The 23,648-nt window shown below is 66.4% G+C and carries 23 protein-coding genes; 14 read left to right on the top strand and 9 right to left on the bottom strand.

Features of this window, described 5'->3' with window-relative positions; genetic code table 11:
* Positions 1-17: 17 nt before the first annotated feature.
* A complete protein-coding gene (locus D3H34_RS17815; RefSeq protein ID WP_119555341.1) occupies positions 18-1,055 on the bottom strand; it encodes a bifunctional riboflavin kinase/FAD synthetase in 1,038 nt (345 codons plus the stop codon).
* A gap of 165 nt (positions 1,056-1,220) precedes the next feature.
* Between D3H34_RS17815 and D3H34_RS17810 the strand changes: the two genes are divergently transcribed.
* Positions 1,221-1,781, top strand: a complete 561-nt coding sequence (locus D3H34_RS17810; protein WP_119555339.1) for an HNH endonuclease — start codon at positions 1,221-1,223, stop codon at positions 1,779-1,781.
* A 64-nt stretch (positions 1,782-1,845) separates the two neighbouring features.
* Here the strand turns inward: D3H34_RS17810 and D3H34_RS17805 are convergent, their stop codons facing one another.
* The 4 genes from D3H34_RS17805 to D3H34_RS17790 form a co-directional block, all read right to left on the bottom strand.
* On the bottom strand, positions 1,846-2,628 hold the full coding sequence (locus D3H34_RS17805) for an enoyl-CoA hydratase (protein WP_119555337.1): 783 nt from the start codon (positions 2,626-2,628) through the stop codon (positions 1,846-1,848).
* Positions 2,629-2,644: 16 nt separating this feature from the next.
* Positions 2,645-4,003 carry an alpha/beta fold hydrolase gene (locus D3H34_RS17800; protein ID WP_119555335.1) on the bottom strand — a complete coding sequence of 453 codons (1,359 nt, stop codon included), beginning with the start codon at positions 4,001-4,003 and terminating at the stop codon, positions 2,645-2,647.
* Between the two features lie 96 nt (positions 4,004-4,099).
* A complete protein-coding gene (locus D3H34_RS17795) occupies positions 4,100-5,215 on the bottom strand; it encodes an acyl-CoA dehydrogenase family protein (protein WP_119555333.1) in 1,116 nt (371 codons plus the stop codon).
* Between the two features lie 12 nt (positions 5,216-5,227).
* The gene (locus D3H34_RS17790) at positions 5,228-6,409 is read right to left on the bottom strand and encodes an acyl-CoA dehydrogenase family protein (RefSeq protein WP_119555331.1); all 1,182 of its coding nucleotides are present in this window, start codon (positions 6,407-6,409) and stop codon (positions 5,228-5,230) included.
* A 163-nt stretch (positions 6,410-6,572) separates the two neighbouring features.
* Here D3H34_RS17790 and purN point away from each other — a divergent pair, with 163 nt between their 5' ends.
* The gene (gene purN / locus D3H34_RS17785) at positions 6,573-7,169 is read left to right on the top strand and encodes a phosphoribosylglycinamide formyltransferase (RefSeq protein WP_119555329.1); all 597 of its coding nucleotides are present in this window, start codon (positions 6,573-6,575) and stop codon (positions 7,167-7,169) included.
* A gap of 37 nt (positions 7,170-7,206) precedes the next feature.
* The gene (locus D3H34_RS17780) at positions 7,207-7,539 is read left to right on the top strand and encodes an I78 family peptidase inhibitor (RefSeq protein ID WP_119555327.1); all 333 of its coding nucleotides are present in this window, start codon (positions 7,207-7,209) and stop codon (positions 7,537-7,539) included.
* Here the strand turns inward: D3H34_RS17780 and D3H34_RS17775 are convergent.
* The gene (locus tag D3H34_RS17775) at positions 7,527-7,775 is read right to left on the bottom strand and encodes a DUF1653 domain-containing protein (RefSeq protein ID WP_062483076.1); all 249 of its coding nucleotides are present in this window, start codon (positions 7,773-7,775) and stop codon (positions 7,527-7,529) included. The two genes, D3H34_RS17780 and D3H34_RS17775, sit on opposite strands and share 13 nt — an antisense overlap.
* 55 nt (positions 7,776-7,830) lie before the next feature.
* On the opposite strand from D3H34_RS17775, the gene D3H34_RS17770 reads away from it, so the two are divergent.
* From D3H34_RS17770 to D3H34_RS17760, 3 genes are all read left to right on the top strand, one after another.
* Positions 7,831-9,684 (top strand): M48 family metallopeptidase, encoded by a 1,854-nt coding sequence (locus D3H34_RS17770; RefSeq protein ID WP_119555325.1) that lies wholly within the window; start codon positions 7,831-7,833, stop codon positions 9,682-9,684.
* A gap of 43 nt (positions 9,685-9,727) precedes the next feature.
* A complete protein-coding gene (locus D3H34_RS17765; RefSeq protein ID WP_119555323.1) occupies positions 9,728-10,999 on the top strand; it encodes an RsmB/NOP family class I SAM-dependent RNA methyltransferase in 1,272 nt (423 codons plus the stop codon).
* 132 nt (positions 11,000-11,131) lie between these two features.
* Positions 11,132-12,346 (top strand): DesA family fatty acid desaturase, encoded by a 1,215-nt coding sequence (locus D3H34_RS17760; protein WP_119555321.1) that lies wholly within the window; start codon positions 11,132-11,134, stop codon positions 12,344-12,346.
* 164 nt (positions 12,347-12,510) lie between these two features.
* Here the strand turns inward: D3H34_RS17760 and rpmG are convergent, their stop codons facing one another.
* The 3 genes from rpmG to trxB all read right to left on the bottom strand — a co-directional run bounded on the left by rpmG (position 12,511) and on the right by trxB (position 14,128).
* A complete protein-coding gene (rpmG, locus tag D3H34_RS17755) occupies positions 12,511-12,684 on the bottom strand; it encodes a 50S ribosomal protein L33 (RefSeq protein ID WP_007830291.1) in 174 nt (57 codons plus the stop codon).
* Positions 12,685-12,695: 11 nt separating this feature from the next.
* Positions 12,696-12,929 carry a 50S ribosomal protein L28 gene (gene rpmB, locus D3H34_RS17750; protein WP_007830293.1) on the bottom strand — a complete coding sequence of 78 codons (234 nt, stop codon included), beginning with the start codon at positions 12,927-12,929 and terminating at the stop codon, positions 12,696-12,698.
* Positions 12,930-13,177: 248 nt separating this feature from the next.
* A complete protein-coding gene (trxB, locus tag D3H34_RS17745; RefSeq protein WP_119555319.1) occupies positions 13,178-14,128 on the bottom strand; it encodes a thioredoxin-disulfide reductase in 951 nt (316 codons plus the stop codon).
* Positions 14,129-14,310: 182 nt separating this feature from the next.
* Between trxB and D3H34_RS17740 the strand changes: the two genes are divergently transcribed.
* The 8 genes from D3H34_RS17740 (at position 14,311) to D3H34_RS17705 (ending at position 23,637) form a co-directional block, all read left to right on the top strand.
* Entirely contained in the window at positions 14,311-14,985 is a 675-nt protein-coding gene (locus D3H34_RS17740; protein WP_062481025.1) for a Crp/Fnr family transcriptional regulator, read from the top strand.
* Positions 14,986-15,077: 92 nt separating this feature from the next.
* Complete coding sequence (locus D3H34_RS17735; RefSeq protein WP_119555317.1) at positions 15,078-17,540, top strand: DNA translocase FtsK; 2,463 nt, start codon at positions 15,078-15,080, stop codon at positions 17,538-17,540.
* 181 nt (positions 17,541-17,721) lie between these two features.
* Positions 17,722-18,363 carry an outer membrane lipoprotein periplasmic chaperone LolA gene (lolA, locus tag D3H34_RS17730; RefSeq protein WP_119555315.1) on the top strand — a complete coding sequence of 214 codons (642 nt, stop codon included), beginning with the start codon at positions 17,722-17,724 and terminating at the stop codon, positions 18,361-18,363.
* A 23-nt stretch (positions 18,364-18,386) separates the two neighbouring features.
* A complete protein-coding gene (locus tag D3H34_RS17725; protein ID WP_119555314.1) occupies positions 18,387-19,679 on the top strand; it encodes a replication-associated recombination protein A in 1,293 nt (430 codons plus the stop codon).
* Between the two features lie 240 nt (positions 19,680-19,919).
* Complete coding sequence (locus D3H34_RS17720) at positions 19,920-20,849, top strand: branched-chain amino acid ABC transporter permease (RefSeq protein ID WP_119555312.1); 930 nt, start codon at positions 19,920-19,922, stop codon at positions 20,847-20,849.
* A 13-nt stretch (positions 20,850-20,862) separates the two neighbouring features.
* Positions 20,863-22,071 (top strand): ABC transporter permease subunit, encoded by a 1,209-nt coding sequence (locus D3H34_RS17715; RefSeq protein ID WP_119555310.1) that lies wholly within the window; start codon positions 20,863-20,865, stop codon positions 22,069-22,071.
* 17 nt (positions 22,072-22,088) lie between these two features.
* A complete protein-coding gene (locus D3H34_RS17710; RefSeq protein WP_119555308.1) occupies positions 22,089-22,862 on the top strand; it encodes an ABC transporter ATP-binding protein in 774 nt (257 codons plus the stop codon).
* Between the two features lie 22 nt (positions 22,863-22,884).
* A complete protein-coding gene (locus D3H34_RS17705) occupies positions 22,885-23,637 on the top strand; it encodes an ABC transporter ATP-binding protein (protein ID WP_119555458.1) in 753 nt (250 codons plus the stop codon).
* The last annotated feature ends 11 nt before the right edge of the window (positions 23,638-23,648 follow it).

Here is a 23,648-nt window from a genome sequence, read left to right as displayed (position 1 = left end):
CACGGTGCCGTGCAGGGCTAAATTCGATCGCGCGTGGTCTGGCGATGGGTCTCGGCGTGGGTCGATGCGAAGAACGCGCGTGCGTCGCGGCCATCCTTCGCGATGCCCGCGGTGAGGGCTTCGAGGCTGGTGTAGCGCAATTCGTCGTGCAGTTTGTGCAGGAGTTCCACGCGCACGATTTTACCGTAGGCCCCTTCGGCCCCCAGATGGGAGGGCCACTCCAGGCAATGCGTCTCGAGCAGCACGCGTCCGCCGTTGACGTCGTTGGCGTCCAGCGAGGGCCGCACGCCGAGGTTGGCCACGCCGGGCAGCGGCTGGTCGGCCAGGCCGTGCACCAGCACCGCGAAGATGCCGCTGGCGGCGGGTTTCCAGTGCTTGAAGCGCAGGTTGAGGGTGCGGAAACCGTCGTCCTTGCCCGGCTGCGACGCGCCCAGCGCACGGCCCAGCTTGCGGCCATGAACCACGTGGCCCGAGATGGTGTACGGGCGCCCCAGCAGCGTGTGAGCGTCGGCCATGCGGCCCTCGGCCAGCGCCTCGCGCACGGCCGAGCTGGACACCCGCAGGCCGTGCACCTCGTAGCTGTTCATGCGCGCGACGTCGAAGCCGCGGGCCTCGCCGGCCGCGTCGAGCATGGCGTAGTCGCCGGCGCGCTTGGCACCGAAGCGGAAGTCGTCGCCCACCAGCACGTAGCGCGCGCCCAGGCCGTCGATCAGCACGTTCTGGATGAACGCCTCGGGCGACTGGGATGCCAACCGGCCGTCGAAGGGCAGCACGATGGTCTGGTCCACGCCGCAGGCCGCCAGCTCGGTCAGCTTGTCGCGCAGCGTGCCGATGCGGGCCGGGGCCAGGTCGGGCTTCTTGGTGACGGCGGCGAAATAGTCGCGCGGGTGCGGCTCGAAGGTCAGCACGCAACTGGGCAGCCCGCGATGGCGGGCCTCGGTCTGCAGCAGCGCCAGCATGGCCTGGTGGCCCCGGTGGACGCCGTCGAAATTCCCGATCGTGAGGGCGCAGGCCGGAGCTACGCCCGGGTGTCGGAAGCCGCGGAAAACCTGCATGGGAGATTATCTTTTTGATAGCGCCTGACGCCCGTCGAATGGGCAAATCAGGCCGATTTGTCACAAAGCCGGTATATTGTGACGCAGTGCGTGGGTTGGCGTGAGTCGCCGATGCACCCCGAGTCTCTGGTCTCTGCGTGGTTTTCTCGTTTCGAGGAGGCGTGTGTGAAGGTCTTGAAGCTGTCGGCCCAAGGGCTGCCCCAGTCATGGATTTCGCTGGAACAGGCGGTGATCCACTACGCGGCGGACGAAGTCCGTTGGGAAGTGGGTGCGCAGGTGGCCGTGTTCCGTGGCGGCCACAACGCGATCACGGGCGAGCAGTCGCAGATCGCGATCAACAGCATCATCGGCACCAAGGGCGTGCCGCGCATCAATCCCTTTGCGCAGCGCCCGGGCCTGACCAACAGCAAGCTGTTCTCGCGCGACCGCAACGTCTGCGCCTACTGCGGCGGCCATTTCCACGAAGACGAACTCACGCGCGAGCACATCATTCCGTTCGCGCAGCGCGGCATCGACACCTGGATGAACGTGGTCACGGCCTGCAAGCCCTGCAACCACCGCAAGAGCAGCCGCACGCCCGAGCAGGCGAACATGCCGCTGCTGTATGCGCCCTACGTGCCCAGCCTGTGGGAGGACTTCATCCTGCGCAACCGCCGCATCCTGGCGGACCAGATGGAGTTCCTGATGGCGCACCTGCCGCAGTCGTCCCGCTTGCACGACACCTGACGGGCAGGAAGCAGGCAGGAAACAGGCAGGAAGAAAAAAGGAGGCCTCGGCCTCCTTTGTCATTTCAGCCCTTCCAGGCCGGCGGCCGCTTCTCGATGAAGGCCTGCACGCCTTCCAGCGCGCTCTCGTCCATCATGTTGCAGGCCATGGTCTGGCTGGCGTCGGCCAGCGCGGCCTCGATGCCGGTCTCGAGCTGGCGATAGAACAGCGCCTTGCCCAGCGCAAGCGCCGTGCGGGGCTTGGCGACGATGCTGGCGACCAGCGCCTCGACCGCGGCGTCGAGCCCTTCCGGTGGCGCAACCCGGTTGACCAGGCCCTTTTCGCGTGCTTCTTCCGCGCCGATGAATTCACCGGTCACCAACATCTCGAAAGCTTCCTTGCGTCCGAGGTTGCGCGATAGCGTGACGCCCGGCGTGGCGCAGAACAGTCCCACGTTGACGCCGCTGACGGCGAAGCGGGCCTCGCTCGAAGCCACGGCCAGATCGCAGACCGCGACCAGCTGGCAGCCCGCCGCCGTCGCCAGGCCGTGCACGCGCGCGATCACTGGCACGGGCAGGCGCTGGATCGACAGCATCATCGCGCCGCACCGGTCGAACAGCTGCCGGTAGTAGTCGAGCGAGGGTTCGGCGCGCATTTCCTTCAGGTCGTGGCCCGCGCAGAAGGCCTTGCCGGCTGCGGCGATGACGACGGCGCGCACGGTCTCGTCGGCCGCGATGCCGGCCAATGCCTGTTCGAGCGCGCCCAGCATGCCTTCAGAGAGCGCGTTGAACGCGGCAGGGCGGTTCAGTGTCAGCGTGACCACGCCGCGTGCGTCGCGCGCCGAGAGGACAAAGGGGGAGTCGTTCATGGCGATGCGTTCCCGATCAGTAGGTCAGTTCCAGCACCGTGGTGTGCCCCTGCGCTGCAGGCCAGCTCTGGCCGGTGAGGCGCTCGCCGTTGAACTCGGCGCCGACCGCGCGTTGCGGCGCGCCGGCTGCGATGCGCACCCGCGAGGTCGACTGGCCCGCGCCCTTGGCCGGCACGCCGGGCGGCGGCGTCTGGCCGTCGAAGCGCATGGTGTCGCGCTGGGCGTCGAAGTACCCGCGCGGCCGAGAGAAGACGACCACCGCACCGGCGCCGCTCTCGGCCGGCGCGAGGCGCTCGGGCCGCAGGTTCACCACACGGCTGCTGCGCGCGAAGGGACTGCGGTAGATATGTGTGACGCCCTGATGGGGGACGTCGAGGACAAACTCGTAGGCAGCGCCGGCCTGCGCGTTGAACGGTCCCCAGCGGCCGTCGGCGCCGATGGTCTTCTGGTGGGCCGCCTCGCCGCGCCGTGCGCCCGTGGCCGGATCGACGGCGTAGACCGTGACCTGCGCGCCGGTCAGTGCAAGGTTGTCGGCGCCGATCGCGCGACCGTCGAGCACGGGCGCCGATTCGGGCGTCGCATCGGTGCTGCGCGGGGCCTCACCGGTGAGGAACTGCCAGGTCGCCGCGAAGGCCGCCGGCGAGAACGAGGTCTCGCGATGGTCGACGCGCGGCAGCACGAGGTTGGTCGCGCCCTTCAGCGCCGGCCCATCGAAGCCGATGTTCGTCGGCTGGCCCGGCGAGCCGATCCACAGGCCGTCGGGCTGGGCGTACTTGTCGTTGTTGTCCGAGCGCAGCGTGAGCCACTGCACGCCGGGCGTGACCTCGTCGCCATTCGGGCCCTTGGGGGCGTTGAGCTGTTGCATGAAGGCCGACAGGCCCGAGAACTCGTTGTTCTCGCGCAGGCCCTTCACCTTCCAGATGCCGTGCGCCGGGTTGCCGCCGAGCACCACATGGCTCACCACGGCCGCGCCGCCGCCGTTCTGCACGTAGTTGCGTATGGTGTTGCCGCCGCGCGAGTTGCCGATCAGCACGACCTTGGCCGCGCCCGTGGCCTTGAGCACCTTCTCGACCTCGGCGCGCAGGAACGCGGCCGACTCGGCGGTGGAGCTGCGCCCGGCCTGCGCAACGGCATCGTCGTCGCGGGCCAGCGGATAGGGCTGGTCGATCGCGAAGAGCCGCTCGCGCGGCCAGCCGTTCGACTCGAAGCGCCAGATCGTGGTCTGCCACAGCGCGGCGGAGTCGCCGTTGCCGTGCATGAAGACGATCGGCGGGCGTTCGGCGGAGGAAGAAGGGGCGGTGGCGCAGGCGGTCAGCAAGGTGACGGCTGCGGTTCCGGCAAGGGCCAAGGCAAGCAGGGTGCGACGGGAAGGCATGGCTGTCTCTCTCCTGGCTGGGGGCTTGGGCCCCAGAAGTGAAAACGCCCGCCGGCGCAAGGCGGGCGGGCGTTGGATGCTATAGAAAAACAGCCGTCAGGCGAAGACGCCGGCAGTGTCCTGCATGCGTGCCGATACCTCGCCGAGGTGGTGCAGCGTGTCGCCGAAGGTCAGCTCGAGCTGCGTGAGCTTGCGGAAGTAGTGGCTGCCGATGTACTCGTCGGTCACCCCGATGCCGCCGTGCAGCTGCACCGAGTTCGCTGCGACGTAGCGCATCGACACGCCCAGCTGGTACTTCGCGCGGGCCAGCGCCTGGCGGCGCTCGTCGGCCGGGGCGTTGAGCTTCAGGGTCGCGTAGTAGCTCATCGAGCGCGCGAGTTCGAGCTGCATCTTCATGTCGGCGACGCGGTGGCGCAGCGCCTGGAAGCTGGAGATGAGCACGCCGAACTGCTTGCGCTGGTTCAGGTAGTCGATCGTGACGTCGAGCGTCTTGTCGAGCACGCCGACCGCTTCGGCGCAGGTGGCGGCAATGCCGACATCGACCGCGTACTCGAGCGCGGCCAGGCCGTCGGTCGTGACCAGCGTGGCGTCGGCCTTGTCGAACACGACTTCGGCCGCGCGGCCGCCGTCCTGCGTGCCGTAGCCGCGCGCTTCGACGCCGCTGGCGCTGCGCTCGACCAGGAAGAGGGCGATCTTGCCGTCGACCTTGGCGGGCACGATGAAGGCATCGGCCTCGTCGCCCACGGGCACCACGCTCTTGGCGCCGGTCAGCGAATAACCGTTGCCCGACTTGGTGGCGGTGGCGTCGCACACGTCGAGGCGGTAGCGGGCCTTGCGCTCCTGGTAAGCCAGCACCACGATGGCCTGCCCGCCGGCGATGCGCGGCAGCCAGTTTTCCTTGGTGGCCGCATCGGCGTAGCCGCCGAGCACGGCGCCGGCGATCAGCGTCTGCGCGAAGGGCTCCAGTACGATGCCGCGACCCAGTTCTTCCATCACGACCATGCCGACCACCGGACCCATGCCCAGGCCGCCGTCGTCTTCGCCGATGTACAGACCGCCCAGGCCGAGCTCGGCCAGTTCGTCCCAGGCCTCGCGCGAGAAGCCGCCCTTGGCCTCGATGCCGCGGCGGCGCTCGAAGTCATAGCCCTTGTCGACCCATTTGCGAACGGCGTCGCGCAGCTGGTCCTGGTCTTCCGAAAAATTGAAATCCATGTTGGTGTCTCCTCAGCCCAGGACGGTTTGCGCCACGATGTTGCGCTGGACTTCGTTCGAGCCGCCGTAGATCGTGGTCTTGCGCATGTTGAAGAAGGTCGATGCCAGCGGAGCCAGCGCCGGGTTGCCACCGGGGAAGTTGCCCTGCCAGCCGGCTTCCATGGCTTCGCGGATCAGCGGCAGCGAATAGGGGCCGCCGGCCAGCATCATCAGTTCGGCGTAGCGCTGCTGGATCTCGCTGCCGCGGATCTTGAGCAGGCCGGCCACGTCGAGCGAGTTCTTGCCCGAGGTCGCGGCCGAGAGCACGCGCAGCACCATCATTTCGAGCGCGACGATGTCGACTTCGAGCTTGGCGATTTCGTCGCGGAAGCGCAGGTCGTCGTACACGCCTTCGCTCTTGGCGATGCGCTTGAGGCGTTCGAGTTCGCGCTTGGCGCGGTTCACGTCGGCGATGTTGGTGCGTTCGTGCGAGAGCAGGTGCTTGGCATAGGTCCAGCCCTTGTTCTCTTCGCCGATCAGGTTCTCGGCCGGCACTTCGACGTTGTCGAAGAACACTTCGTTCACCTCGACGCCGCCGTCGATCAGCTTGATCGGGCGCACGGTGACGCCGGGCGACTTCATGTCCAGCAGCAGGAAGCTGATGCCGGTCTGGGGCTTGCCTTCGTTGCTGGTGCGCACGAGGTTGAACATCCAGTCGCCGTGCTGGCCGAGCGTGGTCCAGGTCTTCTGGCCGTTGACGATGTACTTGTCGCCCTTGCGCTCGGCCTTGGTCTTGACCGAGGCCAGGTCGGAACCCGAGCCGGGTTCGCTGTAGCCCTGGCTCCACCAGACTTCGCCGCTGGCGATGCCGGGGAGGAAGCGCTTTTGCTGCTCGGCGTTGCCGAAGGCCATGATCACCGGGGCCACCATGACGGGGCCGAAGGGGATGATGCGCGGCGCGCCGGCCAGTGCGGTTTCTTCCTCGAAGAGGTGGCGCTGCACGGCGGTCCAGCCGGGGCCGCCGAATTCCTTGGGCCAGCCGTAGCCCAGCCAGCCCTTCTTGCCAAGGATCTTGGCCCAGCCTTGCAGATCGTCGCGCGTCAGTTCGAGCGCGTTGTGCACCTTGTGCGAAACCTCCTGGGGAAGGTTCTCTTTGACCCATGCGCGAACTTCTTCGCGGAACTTCTGTTCTTCGGGTGTGAAGCTCAAATCCATGCGTGCCTCGCTGTGTTGATCGGTCCACCGCAGACGCGGGGTGTCTCCGGAATTGCGAGTTTTAGCACGGTCGTGCTGCGATCCGGTGTCCGCGTCGCGACAAGCACGCCGGTGCATGGGGTTCGAAGGGCGTCGGCGGGGCACGGGATAATCCCGGCCTCCCATGAAGAACATCGTGATCCTGATTTCCGGCGGCGGCTCGAACATGGCGGCCATCGTGCGCGCCGCCGAGCGCGACCGCTGGGCCGAGCGCTTCGGCGCGCGCATTGCCGCCGTCATCAGCAACAAGGCGGAGGCCGGCGGGCTGGCGCTTGCCAAGGCGCATGGCATCGCCACCGCCGTGGTGCCGCACCAGTCCTTCGACAGCCGTGAGGCCTTCGACGCAGCGCTGGCCGAGGCGGTCGACGCCCATGCGCCGGCGCTGGTGGTGCTGGCGGGCTTCATGCGCATCCTGACACCGGGCTTCGTGGCGCGCTACGCGGGACGGCTGGTGAACATCCACCCCTCGCTGCTGCCGGCTTTTCCGGGGTTGCACACGCACCAGCGCGCCATCGAGGCGGGCTGCAAAGTGGCCGGGGTGACGGTGCACCAGGTCACGGCCGAACTCGACCACGGACCGATCCTCGCGCAGGCCGTGGTGCCGGTGCTGCCGGGCGACACGGCCGCCACGCTGGCCGGCCGAGTGCTGTCCCAGGAGCACCTGCTGTATCCGCGCGCCATCGCTGGATGGCTTGCGGATACATTGAGTCACAAAGCTTAAAGTTGTTTATATTCGCGGGTTTTCGGGAGCCAAGACTTTGAAAACCCAATCGCTACTGTTGACGTTGGCCGCTGCGGCCCTGCTGGCCGCCTGCGCTGCGCCGGCGCCCGCCCCGGCACCTGCTGCCGGAGCCGCCCCGGCACCCGCCGCGCCAGCGGAGCCCGTCTTCCAGTGCAACGCCGAGGGCGCCCGCTTTGCCGTGGGCCAGCAGGCAACGCCCCAGCTCGAGGCCGCCGCGCGTGCGCGTGCCGGCGCCGGCACGGTGCGGGTGCTCAAGCCCAACCAGGCGGTCACGATGGAACTCAACGCCGGACGGCTCAACATCAGCGTGGACGCGCGCGGCCGCGTCAAGGACGTTCACTGCGGCTGAGCGTCGATCGGGGTGAAGCGGCGTTGCGGCCGGCCATCGATCTCGATGGTTTCTTCGAACATCGCGGCGGGCCGGACCCACAGGCCGCGGGCACCGTAGAGAGCGCGGTACAGCGTCATCGGCTCCAGCGTCTCGCTGTGGCGGACGGTGCCGATCACGTCGTACTCGCCGCCCTTGTAGTGGCGGTAGCGACCCGGGGGCGTTTCGATCAGGGGAGGGAGGTCTTCGTCGTTCAACGGGGCACTTCTTTCTTCGGTAACAACTGTCGGATGTGTATTTGACGGGAGTCGGATGGACCGTGCGGATTTTGTTCACCTGGTTCGCCTGAGCGAGCACGCGAGTGCGGACGACAGCGCGCGCTACCGGCGTGGCGTCGCGGCGTTCGCCGCGCTCGGCTACCTCTGGGTGCTGGCCTGCCTCGGGCTGGCGGTGGGCATTGTGGCCTGGGTGGTCGTCTCGGTGGCCGAGGGGCGCTTCAACTTCACCCGGGGTTGGCTGCTCGTGTTTGCGCTGGGCCTGTTCTGGGCGACCTTGCGCGCGCTCTGGGTGCATTTCGACGAGCCCGACGGCGAGCCGCTGACGCGCGCCGACGCGCCCGGATTGTTCGAGGCGCTGGACCGCATCCGCGAGCGGATCAAGGGGCCGCCGGTGCACCGCGTCTACCTGGACGACAACTTCAACGCCAGCATCCGCCAGGTGCCGCGCTTCGGCCTGTTCGGCGGCGCGCTCAACTCGCTGAGCATCGGCTTGCCGCTGCTCATGATGCTGGACCGGCAGCGCCTGCTGTCGGTGCTGGCCCACGAATACGGACACCTGCGCGGCAACCACGGCCGGCTGAGCGCCTGGATCTACCGCACGCGGCTGTCGTGGCTGCGGCTCGATGCCAGCCTGCAGCGCGACGAGGGTGTGATGGCGCTGGTGTCGCAGGCTTTTTTCCGCTGGTACTTTCCGCGTTTTGCCGCCAAGACCTTCGCGCTGGCCCGCCAGGACGAGTACGAGGCCGACCGCATCTCGGGCCGGCTGCTTGGCACCGCGGTGGCCGCCGCCGCGCTCACCGAAATCGCCATCAAGGGCAACTGGTACGCCAGCGAGTTCTGGCCCTGGCACTGGGCGCGTGCCGAGCGCGAGCCGCTGCCGCCCGGGCCGTTCGCCGCCCTGCGGCAGCGCGCACGCACGCCGCCCAGCGAGGAGTTCGCGCGCCAGGCGCTGCGTGATGCGATGCGGCGCGTCAGCGACCTGGACGACACCCACCCGGTCCTGCGCGACCGTCTGGAAGCACTGAACCAGAAGCCGGCGCTGCCGACCTGGTCGCAGCGGCCTGCGCTCGACATGCTGGCCGACAAGCACAAGTGGATCTCCCATTTCGACAACGCCTGGCGCCGCGCCCACGCCGCCGACTGGAAGCAGCACCACGCGCACCGGTCGCGCATCCGGGAGCGCATCGCGGTGCTGGCGGCCCGGGGCGAACGCAATACGCCCGACGAAATGGTCGAGTGGGCCGACGCCGAGCGCCGGCTCGACCCGGCGTCGCCGGTGCGCGCGCGCTACGAAAGCGCGCTGCGGATCGCGCCGGATCACCCGGGCGCCTTGCGTGGGCTGGCCCAGATGCTGCCCGTGCGCGAGCGCGCCGAACGCCTGGCCGTGCTTGAGCGGCTGCACCAGTCGGGGGTGGCCAGCCGCTGGTGGGCGGCGAAGCACGCCGTCGCCTCGCTCGAGGACGCCGAGGCGGGGCCGCACGACGAGCAGGGGCTCAAGCTGTGGCGGGCACGGCTCAAGGAGGCGGAGGAGGCCGAGGCGCGTGCGTGGGAAGAGATCACCGACACGCCGTTCTTCAGCCAGATTTCGCGCCACGACCTGAACGACCACGAACTGGGCGAGTTGCGCGCCGACATCGTGCGCTGCCTGCCGGTGTCGCGGCTGTGGGTGGTGCGCAAGAACCTGCGCGAATTCGCCTGGCGACGGGCGTACATCGTGTTCGTCGAAGTGCCGGGGCTCGACGACGAGGACCGCTGGCACCTGTGTCGCGAGCTCGAGCAGACCCTGACCCTGCCGGGGGCGGCGCTCGTGCTCTGGGCCGGGCATTCGCCCACGCTGGAAGACATCGAGCGGCAGGCCTTCGGGACCGTCTGGGTGCGCGGCGCCTGAGGCGCGTCGGTCGCGAGTCCGGCCGGCTGAGACAATCGGGGCTATGCATCCCAAAGCCCTGTTGGAGGCCACCGCCGATCTGGTCGGCCTGGTCCTGAAATTCGATCACCCGGCCGATCAGGTCGTTTCGCGCTTTTTCCGCGACCACCGCGAGTTCGGCCCGCGCGAGCGCGCGACGCTTGCCGAGACTGTCTACACCGTGCTTCGCAAGAAGCTGCTGTTCGATCACCTGTCGCCCTCGGGCAGCGGTTCGAAGGAGCGCCGCATGGCGATCCTGGGCTTTCACGGCCCGCGCGACTTCCTGAAGAGCGCGCTCAACGACACCGAAAAGCGCTGGCTCGACAACTGCGATGCCGTCAAGCCCGACGACCTGCTCGAGCGCCATCGCCACAACCTGCCCGAATGGCTGGTCGCGCCGCTCAAGGCGCAACTGGGCGACGGCTTCTGGCCCATGGTCGACAGCCTGCAGCAGCCGGCGCCGCTCGACCTGCGCGTCAATGCGTTCACGGACAAGCGTGCTGAAGTGAAGGCGGAGCTTGCGAAGGCTGCTATCAAATCGGAAGCGACGCCGTTTTCGCCCTGGGGCCTGCGTATCGACGGCAAGCCGGCGTTGACCAAGCTCGACGCTTTCGCCCGTGGCGCCATCGAGGTGCAGGACGAAGGCTCCCAGCTGCTGGCGCTGGTGCTGGACGCCAAGCGCGGCGAAATGGTGGTCGACTTCTGCGCCGGCGCGGGCGGCAAGACCCTGGCCATCGGCGCAACCATGCGCAACACTGGCCGGCTCTACGCTTTCGACACCTCGGCCCACCGCCTCGACGCGCTCAAGCCGCGGCTGGCGCGCAGCAAGCTCTCGAACGTGCACCCGGCTGCGATCGCCCACGAGCGTGACGACCGGATCAAGCGCCTGGCCGGCAAGATCGACCGGGTGCTGGTCGACGCGCCCTGTTCGGGGCTCGGCACGCTGCGCCGCAACCCTGACCTCAAATGGCGGCAATCGGCCAAGTCGGTGGCCGAGCTGACGGTCAAGCAGACCGCCATCCTGCAAAGCGCGGCGCGGCTCGTGAAGTCGGGCGGCCGGCTGGTGTATGCCACCTGCAGCGTGTTGCCGGAGGAAAACGAGGCCATCGCCGAGGCTTTTGCCGCCGCCAACCCCGATTTCGTGCCCATGGATGCGGCGGAACTGCTCCAGGGGCTCAAGGTGGAGGGCGCCGAGGCCCTCTGCGCGGGCGGGGAAGACGGCCGTCGTTATCTGCGGTTGTGGCCTCACCGCCACGCCACGGACGGCTTTTTTGCCGCCGTGTGGAACCGTAAATAGAGCCAGGGCTCCAAACTAGGGTAAATCTGCGGTGTGACAGAAGGACAAAAGGCCTCGATTTGGCCCTGACATCCTAAAATAGCGGGTTACCTGAAGGCTGCACCTTCGTGTGGCCATGGAGTACCTGACTCAATGATGCTTCCTGACTCCGCCGTTCTGAACGCGGTCATCGAATGGCTCGGACACGGCCTGTGGGACATTGCCTGGTGGCAAGTCGTGCTGTACACGCTCGTCACCACGCACATCACGATCGCCGCGGTCACGATCTTTCTGCACCGCACGCAGACGCACAAGGCGATGGACCTGGGTCCGATCCCCTCGCACTTCTTCCGCTTCTGGCTGTGGATCGGCACCGGCATGGTGACGAAGGAATGGGTCGCCATTCACCGCAAACACCACGCGAAGTGCGAAACCGTCGACGACCCGCACAGCCCGCAGGTCAAGGGCATCGAGGAAGTGCTCTGGCGCGGCGCCGAGTTGTACCGTGCCGAGTCGAAGAACAAGGAAACGATGGAGCGCTACGGTCACGGCACGCCCGATGACTGGATCGAGCGCAACCTGTACACGCGCTACAGCTGGCAGGGTGTGGGCCTGATGCTGGTGATCAACCTCGCGCTGTTCGGCGCGCTCGGCATGGCCGTGTGGGCGGTCCAGATGCTCTGGATCCCGATCACCGCTGCCGGCATCATCAACGGCATTGGCCACTACTGGGGCTATCGCAACTTCGAGGCGGCCGACGCCAGCCGCAACATCATGCCCTGGGGCCTGATCATCGGTGGCGAAGAGCTGCACAACAACCACCACACCTACCCGACTTCGGCCAAGTTCTCGGTCAAGAAGTACGAGTTCGACATCGGCTGGATCTACATCCAGGTGTTCCAGAAGCTCGGCTGGGCCAAGGTCAAGAAGGTGCCGCCGAAGATGCTGATGGGCGACATCCAGCCCGTGGCCAACGAGAAGACGCTCGAGGCTGTCATTGCCAATCGCTACGAGGTGATGGCCGGCTACGCCCGCGAAATGCGCCGTGCGACCAGCGACGAAATCGCAGTGCTGAAAGCCAAGGGCGCCGACCTGTCGGTGCTCAAGGCGGCCAAGCGCTGGCTGCATCGCGACGACGACAAGGTGCCTGCCTCGGCGCGCACCCATCTGGTGCAGGCTCGTGCCGCGCACCCGGTGCTCGACAAGATGGTCACGATGCGCGAAGAGCTGCGTCAGCTCTGGCTCAACACCTCGCACTCGCGCGAGCAACTGGCGGCCGATCTGGCAGCCTGGTGCCATCGTGCGGAAGCCAGCGGCATTGCCGGCCTGCGCGAGTTCTCGACCCGCCTGCGCGCTGCGCGCGCCTGAGGAGGCTGGGTGGGCGGCGGCGCCCGCGCTGTCGCTCTGGCTCAATAAAAAAGCCGACCTGCAGGTCGGCTTTTTTGTGTCCGTCTTTTTGGCCTTCACCAATACGACGGGCAATAAAAAACCCGCTGGATGAACAGCGGGTTTTTCGAGGAGAGCAGGCTGAATTACTTCAGCTTGATTTCCTTGTATTCGACGTGCTTGCGCGCCTTGGGGTCGAACTTCATGATCGACATCTTTTCAGGCATCGTCTTCTTGTTCTTGCTGGTCGTATAGAAGTGGCCGGTACCCGCGGTGGATTCCAGCTTGATCTTTTCGCGTCCGCCTTTGCTCGTTGCCATGATTCAGCTCCTTAAGCTTGGCCGCGGGCACGCAGGTCTGCGAGCACGGCATCGATACCGTTCTTGTCGATCAGGCGCAGTGCAGCGCTCGAAACGCGCAGGCGAACCCAACGGTTTTCGGTCTCGACCCAGAAACGGCGGTATTGCAGGTTCGGCAGGAACCGGCGCTTGGTTTTGTTGTTGGCGTGGGAAACGTTGTTTCCGACCATCGGGCCTTTGCCCGTTACGTCGCATACGCGTGCCATGTGGACACTCTTTCTTGAACAGCTGGCACCGGCGCAATCGTGGAGATTGCAGGGTGTTTTGCAGCTTGACCTCGCCAGAAACGGGTGGCGGTACCCCGGTTTTGCCGCAACCCGACTCCCGCTGGGAGCTGGACCCTATTTCGGCAAAGCCTCGGATTATAGCCCTTTCAGGACCGACTGGGCGGCTGAACTGCAGATGCGGAGAGACGGGCTCCGCTGAGCTGGCCCCCGCCCTGCAGTAGAAGGTGTCAGTGCTCTTCGAGGAAGCGCTGCGCGTCGAGGGCGGCCATGCAGCCCGTGCCGGCGCTCGTGATGGCTTGGCGGTAGATGTTGTCCTGCACGTCGCCGGCTGCGAACACACCGGGCACGCTGGTCATCGTCGCGAAGCCCTTCAGGCCTGAGCGGGTCACGATGTAGTTGTCCTTCATTTCCAGCTGGCCCTGGAAGATGTCGGTGTTCGGGTGGTGGCCGATCGCGATGAAGCAGCCCTTGAGCTCGATCTGTTCAGTCGCGCCCGTCTGTGTGTTCTTGATGCGGATGCCCGTCACGCCCGTGTCGTCGCCGAGCACCTGGTCGAGTTCGCTGTGCAGCTTCAGCTCGATCTTGCCTTCGGCCACTTTTTCCATGACCTTGTCGATCAGGATGGGCTCGGCGCGGAACTTGTCGCGGCGATGCACAAGCGTCACTTTATTTGCAATGTTGGAAAGGTACAGCGCTTCCTCGACGGCCGTGTTGCCGCCGCCGATCACGCAGACCTCCTGCTCGCGGTAGAAGAAACCGTCGCAGGTCGCGCAGGCAGAGACGCCGCGGCCCATGAACTTTTCTTCAGAGTCCAGGCCCAGGTACTTGGCCGATGCGCCCGTGGCGATGATCAGCGAGTCGCAGGTGTAGGTGCCGCTGTCGCCCGTGAGCGTGAACGGGCGCTTGCTCAGGTCGACCTTGTTGATGTGGTCGAACACGATCTGCGTCTTGAAGCGTTCGGCGTGCTCGAGAAAGCGCTGCATCAGCTCCGGACCCTGCACGCCGTGCACGTCGGCCGGCCAGTTGTCGACCTCGGTCGTGGTCATGAGCTGACCGCCCTGCGCGATGCCGGTGATGAGCAAGGGCTGGAGGTTGGCGCGTGCGGCGTAGACGGCGGCGGTGTAGCCGGCCGGGCCGGAGCCCAGAATGAGAACCTTGGCGTGTTGGGATGCAGACATGGGTAGAAAACCTAGGATGGACGCTGCGTCAGCGTGTACATTTTCAGGGTGGTAGCGATACGTGGGGAGTATCACCGCCCGGTTCAACACCGGGTGCACGGTGTTTTCAATGCGCGCGATTGTAGTAATCCATGGGCCCAGCATCTGGATCGACGCCCGCGCGCTGTTTCAGGGATTGATTAATGTCGATGCTGTCCAACCTTGAATTGCTTCGGCGCGTTCCACTGTTCGCGTCGTTGACGGCCTCGCAGTCCGCAAGCATTGCGGATGCGATCATCAAGAAGCGCTTCAAACGCGCCGAGGTCGTCGTGGAGCAAGGCAAGAAATCCGATGCGCTGTACATCATCCTGACCGGCCGCGCCCGCGTCACGAGCGCTGACAGCCGCGGCCGCGAGGTGATCCTGGCCACGCTGCATCCCGGCGACTATCTCGGCGAGATGAGCCTGATCGACGACGAGCCGCATTCGGCCACCGTGCGCACCGAGATCCAGTGCGACGTGCTCATGCTGGGTCGCGACGCCTTCGCGCGTTGCCTGCCCGAGAACTCCTCGATGGCCTACAACATCATGCGCGGCCTTGTGCAGCGCCTGCGTCATGCCGACCGCAAGATCGAATCGCTGGCGCTGATGGACGTGTACGGTCGCGTGGCCCGCGCACTGCTCGAGTTCGCCAGCCAGGACGGCATGGGCAACCTCAAGGTGCGCGACAAGATCTCTCGCCAGGACCTGGCCAAGATGGTCGGCGCGTCGCGCGAAATGGTGAGCCGCGTGATGAAGGACCTGGAAGAGCGTGGTTTCGTGCAGTCACAGGAAGACGGCTCGGTGATCATCAAGGACCGGCTCCTGACACTGACCTGAGCCCATAGGCCGGGCCTTTCGGCGGCCTCGGCCTTTTGTTGTAGTGTTCGGGCGGCCGGCCTCCGTTTTTCGGGTCGGGCGCTGTGCTTTTCATGACCTATTCGCTTCATACGCTTCAATCGTCCTCTTCTTCTTCCGCTGCCGAAGGGCAACCCGTGCGCCTGCGCGCCCTGCGCTTCGCCCACGAAATCACCTTGATCGCCGGGTTTGCAGTCCTCCTGTTCTGGCTGCTGGCGATGCTGAGCTTCACTCCGTCCGATGCCGCCTGGTCGACGTCGGGCACGGGCGGTGAAATCAAGAACTGGGGCGGCCGCATCGGCGCCTGGCTGGCCGATGGCAGCTATTTCCTTGCCGGCTATTCCGTCTGGTGGTGCCTCGCGGCGGGCTTGCGTGCGTGGCTCTCGTCGCTGGCCGGTTGGCTGCGCGGCGGCGAACCGACGCCGGCCGTCGAACAGCCCCCGCGTGGTCGCTTCAACCGCAGCCGGCTCGCTTTCTGGTTTGGCCTCGTCCTGCTGTTGTGCGCGAGCGCGGTGCTCGAATGGTCGCGCCTGTACCGGCTCGAATCGCACCTGCCGGGTTCGGGCGGCGGCGCCCTGGGTTACCTCGTGGGGCCGGCGAGCGTGCGCTGGCTGGGCTTCACAGGTTCGGCGCTGTTGGCCATCGCAGGTGGCGTGATCGGCTCGGCGCTGGTGTTCCGCTTTTCCTGGAGCCAGATCGCCGAGCGCATCGGCGCGCGCGTCTATTCGCTGTTCGAGTCGCGCCGTGAGAAGCGCGAGATGGCGGCTGACATCGCCATGGGCAAGCAGGCTGCGCGCGAACGCGCCGGCGACGAAGAAGAAGTGCCGGCTCCGCGCACCAAGAAAACGCGTGCCAGCAGGGAGCCCGCGTTCGGCGATGCCGCCGGCCCCCTGGAGCCGAGCTTCGACGACGAGGACGACAGCCCCATCGATCCGCCACCCGCGCGTCGCCCTGCATCGCCCCCGGTGCAGATCGAGCCCGCGATGACCGGCGTGCCTTTGAGCGACCGCGTCGTCAAGGAACGCCAGAAGCCGCTCTTCAAGGAACTGCCCGACAGCAAGCTGCCGCAGGTCGACCTGCTCGATGCGGCGCAGGCGCGCCAGGAAACCGTCTCCGCCGACACGCTCGAGATGACCTCGCGCATGATCGAAAAGAAGCTCAAGGACTTCGGCGTCGAAGTGCGCGTGGTGCTCGCCTCGCCCGGCCCGGTGATCACGCGCTACGAGATCGAGCCCGCCACCGGCGTCAAGGGCTCGCAGATCGTCAACCTCGCGAAGGACCTTGCGCGTTCGCTCTCGCTGGTGTCGATCCGCGTGGTCGAGACCATTCCCGGCAAGAACTACATGGCGCTCGAGCTGCCGAACGCCAAGCGCCAGTCGATCAAGCTCAGTGAAATCCTGGGCTCGCAGGTCTACAACGAAGGCAAGTCCATGCTCACGATGGGCCTGGGCAAGGACATCATCGGCAACCCCGTGGTGGCCGATCTCGCGAAGATGCCGCACGTGCTGGTGGCCGGTACCACCGGCTCGGGCAAGTCGGTCGGTATCAACGCGATGATTCTTTCGCTGCTCTACAAGGCCGAGGCACGCGACGTTCGCCTGCTCATGATTGACCCGAAGATGCTCGAAATGTCGGTCTACGAAGGCATTCCGCACCTGCTGGCGCCCGTGGTCACCGACATGCGCCAGGCCGCGCACGGCCTGAACTGGTGCGTGGCCGAGATGGAGCGTCGCTACAAGCTCATGAGCAAGCTCGGCGTGCGCAACCTAGCCGGCTACAACACCAAGATCGACGAGGCGAAGGCGCGCGAGGAGTTCATCTACAACCCCTTCAGCCTCACGCCCGACGATCCGGAGCCGCTGCGTCGCGAACCGCACATCGTCGTGGTGATCGACGAACTGGCCGACCTGATGATGGTCGTCGGCAAGAAGATCGAAGAGCTCATTGCCCGCCTTGCGCAGAAGGCGCGCGCGGCCGGCATCCACCTCATCCTTGCCACGCAGCGCCCCAGCGTCGACGTGATCACCGGCCTCATCAAGGCCAACATCCCGACCCGTATTGCTTTCTCGGTGGGCTCGAAGATCGACAGCCGCACGATCCTGGACCAGATGGGCGCCGAGGCACTGCTGGGCATGGGCGACATGCTCTACATGGCCAGCGGCACGGGCCTGCCGATCCGCGTGCACGGCGCGTTCGTGAGCGACGAGGAAGTGCACCGCGTGGTGGCCTACCTCAAGAGCCAGGGCGAGCCCGACTACATCGAGGGTGTGCTCGAAGGCGGCACGGTCGATGGCGACGGTGACGGCGACCTGCTCGGCGGCGGTGGCGACGGCGAAAAGGACCCGATGTACGACCAGGCGGTCGAGGTCGTGCTCAAGAACCGCAAGGCCAGCATCTCGCTGGTGCAGCGCCACCTGAAGATCGGCTACAACCGCGCCGCGCGCCTTGTCGAAGACATGGAAAAGGCCGGGCTCGTGAGCGCGATGAGCGGCAGCGGCCAGCGCGAGATCCTGGTGCCCGCGCGTCAGGCGGAGTGAACCGCCGGCGCGCCACCGACGACAACCATCATCATTGCTGCAGGGCCGGTTACGTGCTGAGAGGCAATTTGCAAACGCGCACTGGCGCTGCTGCAAATCTTCATGAAAGCCTACAGATGCCGGCATCTGCTGCGCGTAGTGTCGATGGGCATCGCAGCAACGTTTTTCCGAGGAACCCCCCATGAAGAAAACCCGCCTCTGGCTGCTTGCCGGCCTGTTCTGCACGGTGGCCGGCAGTGCCTGGGCCGACGGGCTCGAGAGCCTCGAAGCCTTCGTGAAGACGGTCAAGTCCGGCCGCGCCGAATTCACCCAGACCGTGACGGCCCCGCCGCGCGAGGGCCAGCCGGGTCGCGTGAAGACCTCGACCGGTACCTTCGAATTCCATCGCCCCGGCAAATTCAAGTTCGACTATCGCAAGCCCTTTGCCCAGAGCATCGTGGCCGACGGCAAGACGCTCTGGCTCTACGACGCCGACCTGAACCAGGTCACGCAGCGTACCCAGGCGCAGGCGCTGGGCTCGACGCCCGCCGCGTTGATTGCCTCCGCTACCGACCTGCGTGCCCTGCAGGCTGATTTCGCGCTGGAAGCCGCGCCCGAGCGCGACGGCTTGCAGTGGGTCAAGGCCACGCCGAAGAACAAGGACGGCCAGTTGCAGAACGTGCTGGTCGGTTTCCAGGGGGACGCGCTGGCGGCCCTCGAAATCCTGGACAGCTTCGGCCAGCGCTCGGTGCTCAAGTTCAGCAAGGTCGAGGTGAACCCGGCGCTGCCCGCCAGCACCTTCGAGTTCAAGGCGCCCGCAGGCGCCGACGTGCTCAAGCAGTAATTTCAAGCAAGACAGCTTCCGGTTTGGCCACGCGCACTCACCAGCCCCTTGCCGAGCGCCTGCGTCCCAAGACGCTCGGCGAAGTGATCGGCCAGCAGCACCTGCTCGGTCCGGGCATGTCGCTGCGCATCGCCTTCGAGTCGGGCCAGCCGCACTCCTGCATCCTCTGGGGCCCGCCGGGCACCGGCAAGACCACCATCGCGCGGCTCATGGCCGATGCGTTCGATGCGCAGTTCCTGAGCATCAGTGCGGTGCTGGGCGGCGTGAAGGACATCCGCGAGGCGGTCGAGCAGGCCACGCTGGCGCGCGACGGGCTCACGCAGCAGCGCACGATCGTCTTCGTGGACGAGGTGCACCGCTTCAACAAGAGCCAGCAGGACGCGTTCCTGCCGCACGTCGAGTCGGGCCTTTTCACCTTCATCGGCGCGACCACCGAGAACCCGTCGTTCGAGGTCAATTCGGCCTTGCTGTCGCGGGCGGCGGTGTACGTGCTGCAGTCGCTCAACGAGGGCGATCTCAAGCAGATCGTCGCCAAGGCGCAGTCGATCCAGGCGGTTCCGGCCATCGACGAGGCGGCCATCGACCGCCTGGTGGCCTACGCGGACGGCGATGCGCGCCGCCTGCTCAACACCCTCGAGACCCTGGCCGTCGCGGCCGGCGCCGAAAAGCTCACGAACATCAGCGACGAGTGGCTGCTGCGCGTGCTCGGCGAGCGCATGCGGCGCTACGACAAGGGCGGCGAGCAGTTCTACGACACCATCAGCGCGCTGCACAAATCGGTGCGCGGCAGCGATCCCGATGCCGCGCTGTATTGGTTCGTGCGCATGCTCGACGGCGGCGCCGACCCGCGCTACATGGCGCGGCGCCTCGTGCGCATGGCCAGCGAAGACATCGGGCTGGCCGATCCGCGCGCGCTGCGCCTGGCGCTCGACGCGGCTGAGGTCTACGAGCGGCTGGGCACGCCCGAAGGCGAGCTGGCGTTGGCCGAGTGCGTGGTCTACCTGGCCATCGCACCCAAGTCGAACGCGGTCTACAAGGCCTACAACGCGGTGCGCGCCCTGGTGAAGAAGGACACCACGCGCCCGGTGCCGATGCACCTGCGCAATGCGCCCACCAAGCTCATGAAAGAGCTCGACTACGGCAAGGGTTACCGCTACGCGCACGACGAGGAGGGCGGTTTCGCCGCCGGCGAGCGCTACCTGCCCGAGGGCCTGGAAGGCCAGGTTTTCTATGAGCCGGTCGAGCGCGGACTCGAAATCCGCATCGGCGAAAAGCTGCGCGAATTGCGCCGCCGAAACGCTGAAAAAGACGATTGATACTGTGTTGCAACATGCGCCCACGCGACGCATGACCTCAAGCGCATACAGCATGAGGTGAGCGGGTAAACCCCGGTCATCCCGCCCCAAAACCGCACCGGGGCGTGACTAAAATCCCGCCCACCAAATCTGCCGGCGACACATGTTGGCTGGTTTTTTGCTTGTCAAGCCAGTGGCGCCAAACCGGTGCCTCGGTAGGTGAATGGCACCCGCAAGGTGCAACACATAGGGAATCGCGTTATGGAAATATTGCTGCAGCAGATCATCAACGGTCTGGTTCTCGGCAGCATGTATGCCTTGATAGCCTTGGGCTACACCATGGTGTACGGCATCATCAATCTGATCAATTTTGCGCACGGTGAAGTGCTGATGGTGGGGGCGCTCACGAGCTGGACCATCATCGGGCTCATGAAGGACGGAATGCCCAACACACCGGGCTGGCTGATCCTCCTCATCGCCTTGATCATTGCCTGCATCGTTGCGGCAACCCTCAACTTCGTGATCGAGAAAGTGGCCTACCGGCCGCTGCGCAACAGCCCCAAGCTCGCACCGCTCATCACCGCCATCGGCGTGTCGATCCTGCTGCAGACGCTGGCCATGATCATCTGGAAGCCGACCAACAAGGCTTATCCCAACCTGCTGCCGACCGACCCCATCCACGTGGGCGGCGCCGTGATCTCGCCCACGCAGGTGATGATCCTCAGCGTCACGGCGTTCTCGCTCGTGGTGCTGATGTGGCTGGTCAACTACACCAAGCTCGGCCGCGCGATGCGCGCCACCGCCGAGAACCCGCGCGTCGCGGCGCTCATGGGCATCCGGCCCGACATGGTCATCTCGGCCACCTTCATCATCGGCGCCGTGCTCGCGGCCATCGCCGGTGTGATGTACGCCTCCAACTACGGCATCGCGCAACACGCGATGGGCTTCCTGCCCGGCCTCAAGGCCTTCACCGCGGCCGTGTTCGGCGGCATCGGCAACCTGGCCGGCGCAGTGGTCGGCGGCATCCTGCTGGGCCTCATCGAGGCCATCGGCTCCGGCTACATCGGCACCCTCACGGGTGGCGTGCTGGGCAGCAACTACAGCGACATCTTCGCTTTCATCGTGCTGATCGTGATGCTCACGCTGCGGCCTTCGGGTCTGCTCGGCGAGCGCGTGGCGGACCGGGCCTGAGGAGCAGCACACCATGAAGAACAGCAAGAACCTCGCGCTCTACACCCTCGGCGTGATCGCCGTGCTGGCGCTGCCGATCCTGTTGCAGAGCCAGGGCAATGCCTGGGTGCGCATCGCCGACATCGCATTGCTCTACGTGATGCTCGCGCTCGGCCTGAACATCGTGGTCGGTTATGCCGGCCTGCTCGACCTGGGCTATGTGGCCTTCTTTGCAGTCGGCGCGTACCTGTTCGCGCTGATGGGCTCCTCGCACCTGTCGGACACCTTTCCGTGGTTCAAGGCGATGTTCCCGAACGGGCTGCACACCTCGCTGCTGATCGTGATTCCGCTTGCGCTGGTGGTGGCCGGGTTGCTCGGCGCGCTGCTGGGTGCGCCCACGCTGAAGCTGCGCGGCGACTACCTCGCCATCGTGACGCTCGGCTTCGGTGAAATCATCCGGGTGTTCCTGAACAACCTCGACCAGCCGATCAACATCACCAACGGGCCGAAGGGCATCACGGCCATCGACTCCATCAAGTTCTGGGGACTCGACCTGGGCAAGTCCTGGAAGTTCGACGGCTTCACGATCTCCTCGGTCACGCTGTACTACTACCTGTTCCTGGCGCTCGTGGTGGCCACCATCATCATTTCGCACCGGCTGCAGATCTCGCGCATCGGCCGTGCCTGGATGGCCATCCGCGAAGATGAAATCGCTGCCAAGGCGATGGGCATCAACACCCGCAACATGAAGCTGCTGGCCTTCGGCATGGGCGCGAGCTTCGGCGGCGTGTCGGGTGCGATGTTCGCGGCCTTCCAAGGCTTCGTGTCGCCCGAGTCCTTCAGCCTGATGGAGTCGGTGATGATCGTTGCCATGGTGGTGCTCGGCGGCATCGGGCACCTGCCCGGCGTCATCCTGGGCGCGGTGCTGCTGGCCGCGCTGCCCGAAGTGCTGCGCTACGTGGCCGGTCCGCTGCAGGCGATGACCGATGGCCGGCTCGACGCGTCCATCCTGCGCCAGCTGTTCATCGCGCTGGCCATGATCGTCATCATGCTGATGCGTCCGCGCGGCCTGTGGCCCTCGCCGGAGCATGGCAAGACGCTGACCAAGAAGAACGGCGCGCCCGTCGACCCGACCCATGCGGCCGTGGCGCCCGGAACGCTGCAGACCCACGCACCGGGCGTCGACTCGCCCGCTGACGAAGTGCCGGGTGCGGCATCGCGTCCCATGTCCATCAATCCGTGAGCCGAGGAAATACAGACATGACGACAGACACCATCCTCGACGTTCGCGGCATCTCCAAACGCTTCGGCGGGCTGCAGGCCCTCTCGGACGTGGGCATCACCATCAAGCGCGGCCAGGTCTACGGACTCATCGGCCCCAACGGCGCCGGCAAGACGACCTTCTTCAACGTGATCACCGGGCTGTACACGCCCGACAGCGGCACCTTCGAGCTGGCCGGCAAGCCCTACCAGCCGACGGCCGTGCACGAAGTGGCCAAGGCCGGCATCGCGCGCACCTTCCAGAACATCCGCCTCTTCGCCGAAATGACGGCACTGGAGAACGTGATGGTCGGGCGCCACATCCGCACGCACTCCGGCGTGTTCGGCGCCATGCTGCGCACCAAGGGCTTCAAGGCCGAAGAGGCCGCCATCGCCAAGCGCGCGCAGGAGCTGCTCGACTACGTGGGCATCGGCAAGTTCGCCGACTACAAGGCGCGCACGCTGAGCTACGGCGACCAGCGTCGCCTCGAGATCGCCCGCGCACTGGCCACCGACCCCCAGCTCATCGCGCTGGACGAGCCGGCCGCCGGCATGAACTCGACCGAGAAGGTCCTGCTGCGCGAACTGATCGACCGCATCCGCAAGGACAACCGCACGATCCTGATCATCGAACACGACGTCAAGCTCATCATGGGCCTGTGCGACCGCGTCACCGTGCTCGACTACGGCAAGCAGATTGCCGAGGGCAGCCCGGTCGAGGTACAGAAGAATGAAAAGGTGATCGAGGCTTACCTCGGCACCGGAGGACACTGAGATGAGCACCGCAGAAGCAACGATGGCAACCGCGACGGCACCGGCCGCCGCCAAGGCAGCGGGCAAGAACCTGCTCAAGGTCCGCGGCCTCAAGGTGGGCTACGGCGGCATCCAGGCCGTGAAGGGCGTCGATTTCGACGTGTTCGAGGGCGAGCTGGTCTCGCTCATCGGCTCCAACGGCGCCGGCAAGACCACCACCATGAAGGCCATCACCGGCACGCTGCCGGCGGGCGCGGGCGATATCGAGTTCCTGGGCCGCAGCATCAAGGGCCGCGGCGCCTGGGACCTGGTGGGCGAGGGCCTCGTGATGGTGCCCGAAGGCCGCGGCGTGTTTACGCGCATGACGATCACCGAGAACCTGCAGATCGGCGCCTACATCCGCAGCGACAAGGCCGAGATCGCGAGCGACATGGAGCGCGTGTTCGTGACCTTCCCGCGCCTGCGCGAGCGCAAGGACCAGCTGGCCGGCACGATGTCGGGCGGCGAACAGCAGATGCTGGCCATGGGCCGCGCTCTCATGGCGCGCCCGAAGGTGCTGCTGCTGGACGAACCCACCATGGGCCTGTCGCCGATCATGTGCGACAAGATCTTCGAAGTGGTGCAGACCGTGGCCGAACAAGGCGTGACCATCCTGCTGGTGGAGCAGAACGCCAACCGCGCGCTGCAGCTGGCCGACCGTGGCTACGTCATGGAGTCGGGCCTCATCACGATGAACGGCGACGCCAAGGAACTGCTGCGCGATCCGCGCGTGCGCGCCGCCTACCTCGGCGAGTAAGCACCGGCAAG

The organism is Acidovorax cavernicola (assembly GCF_003581445.1).
This window is presented reverse-complemented; position numbering and strand designations above follow the sequence as displayed.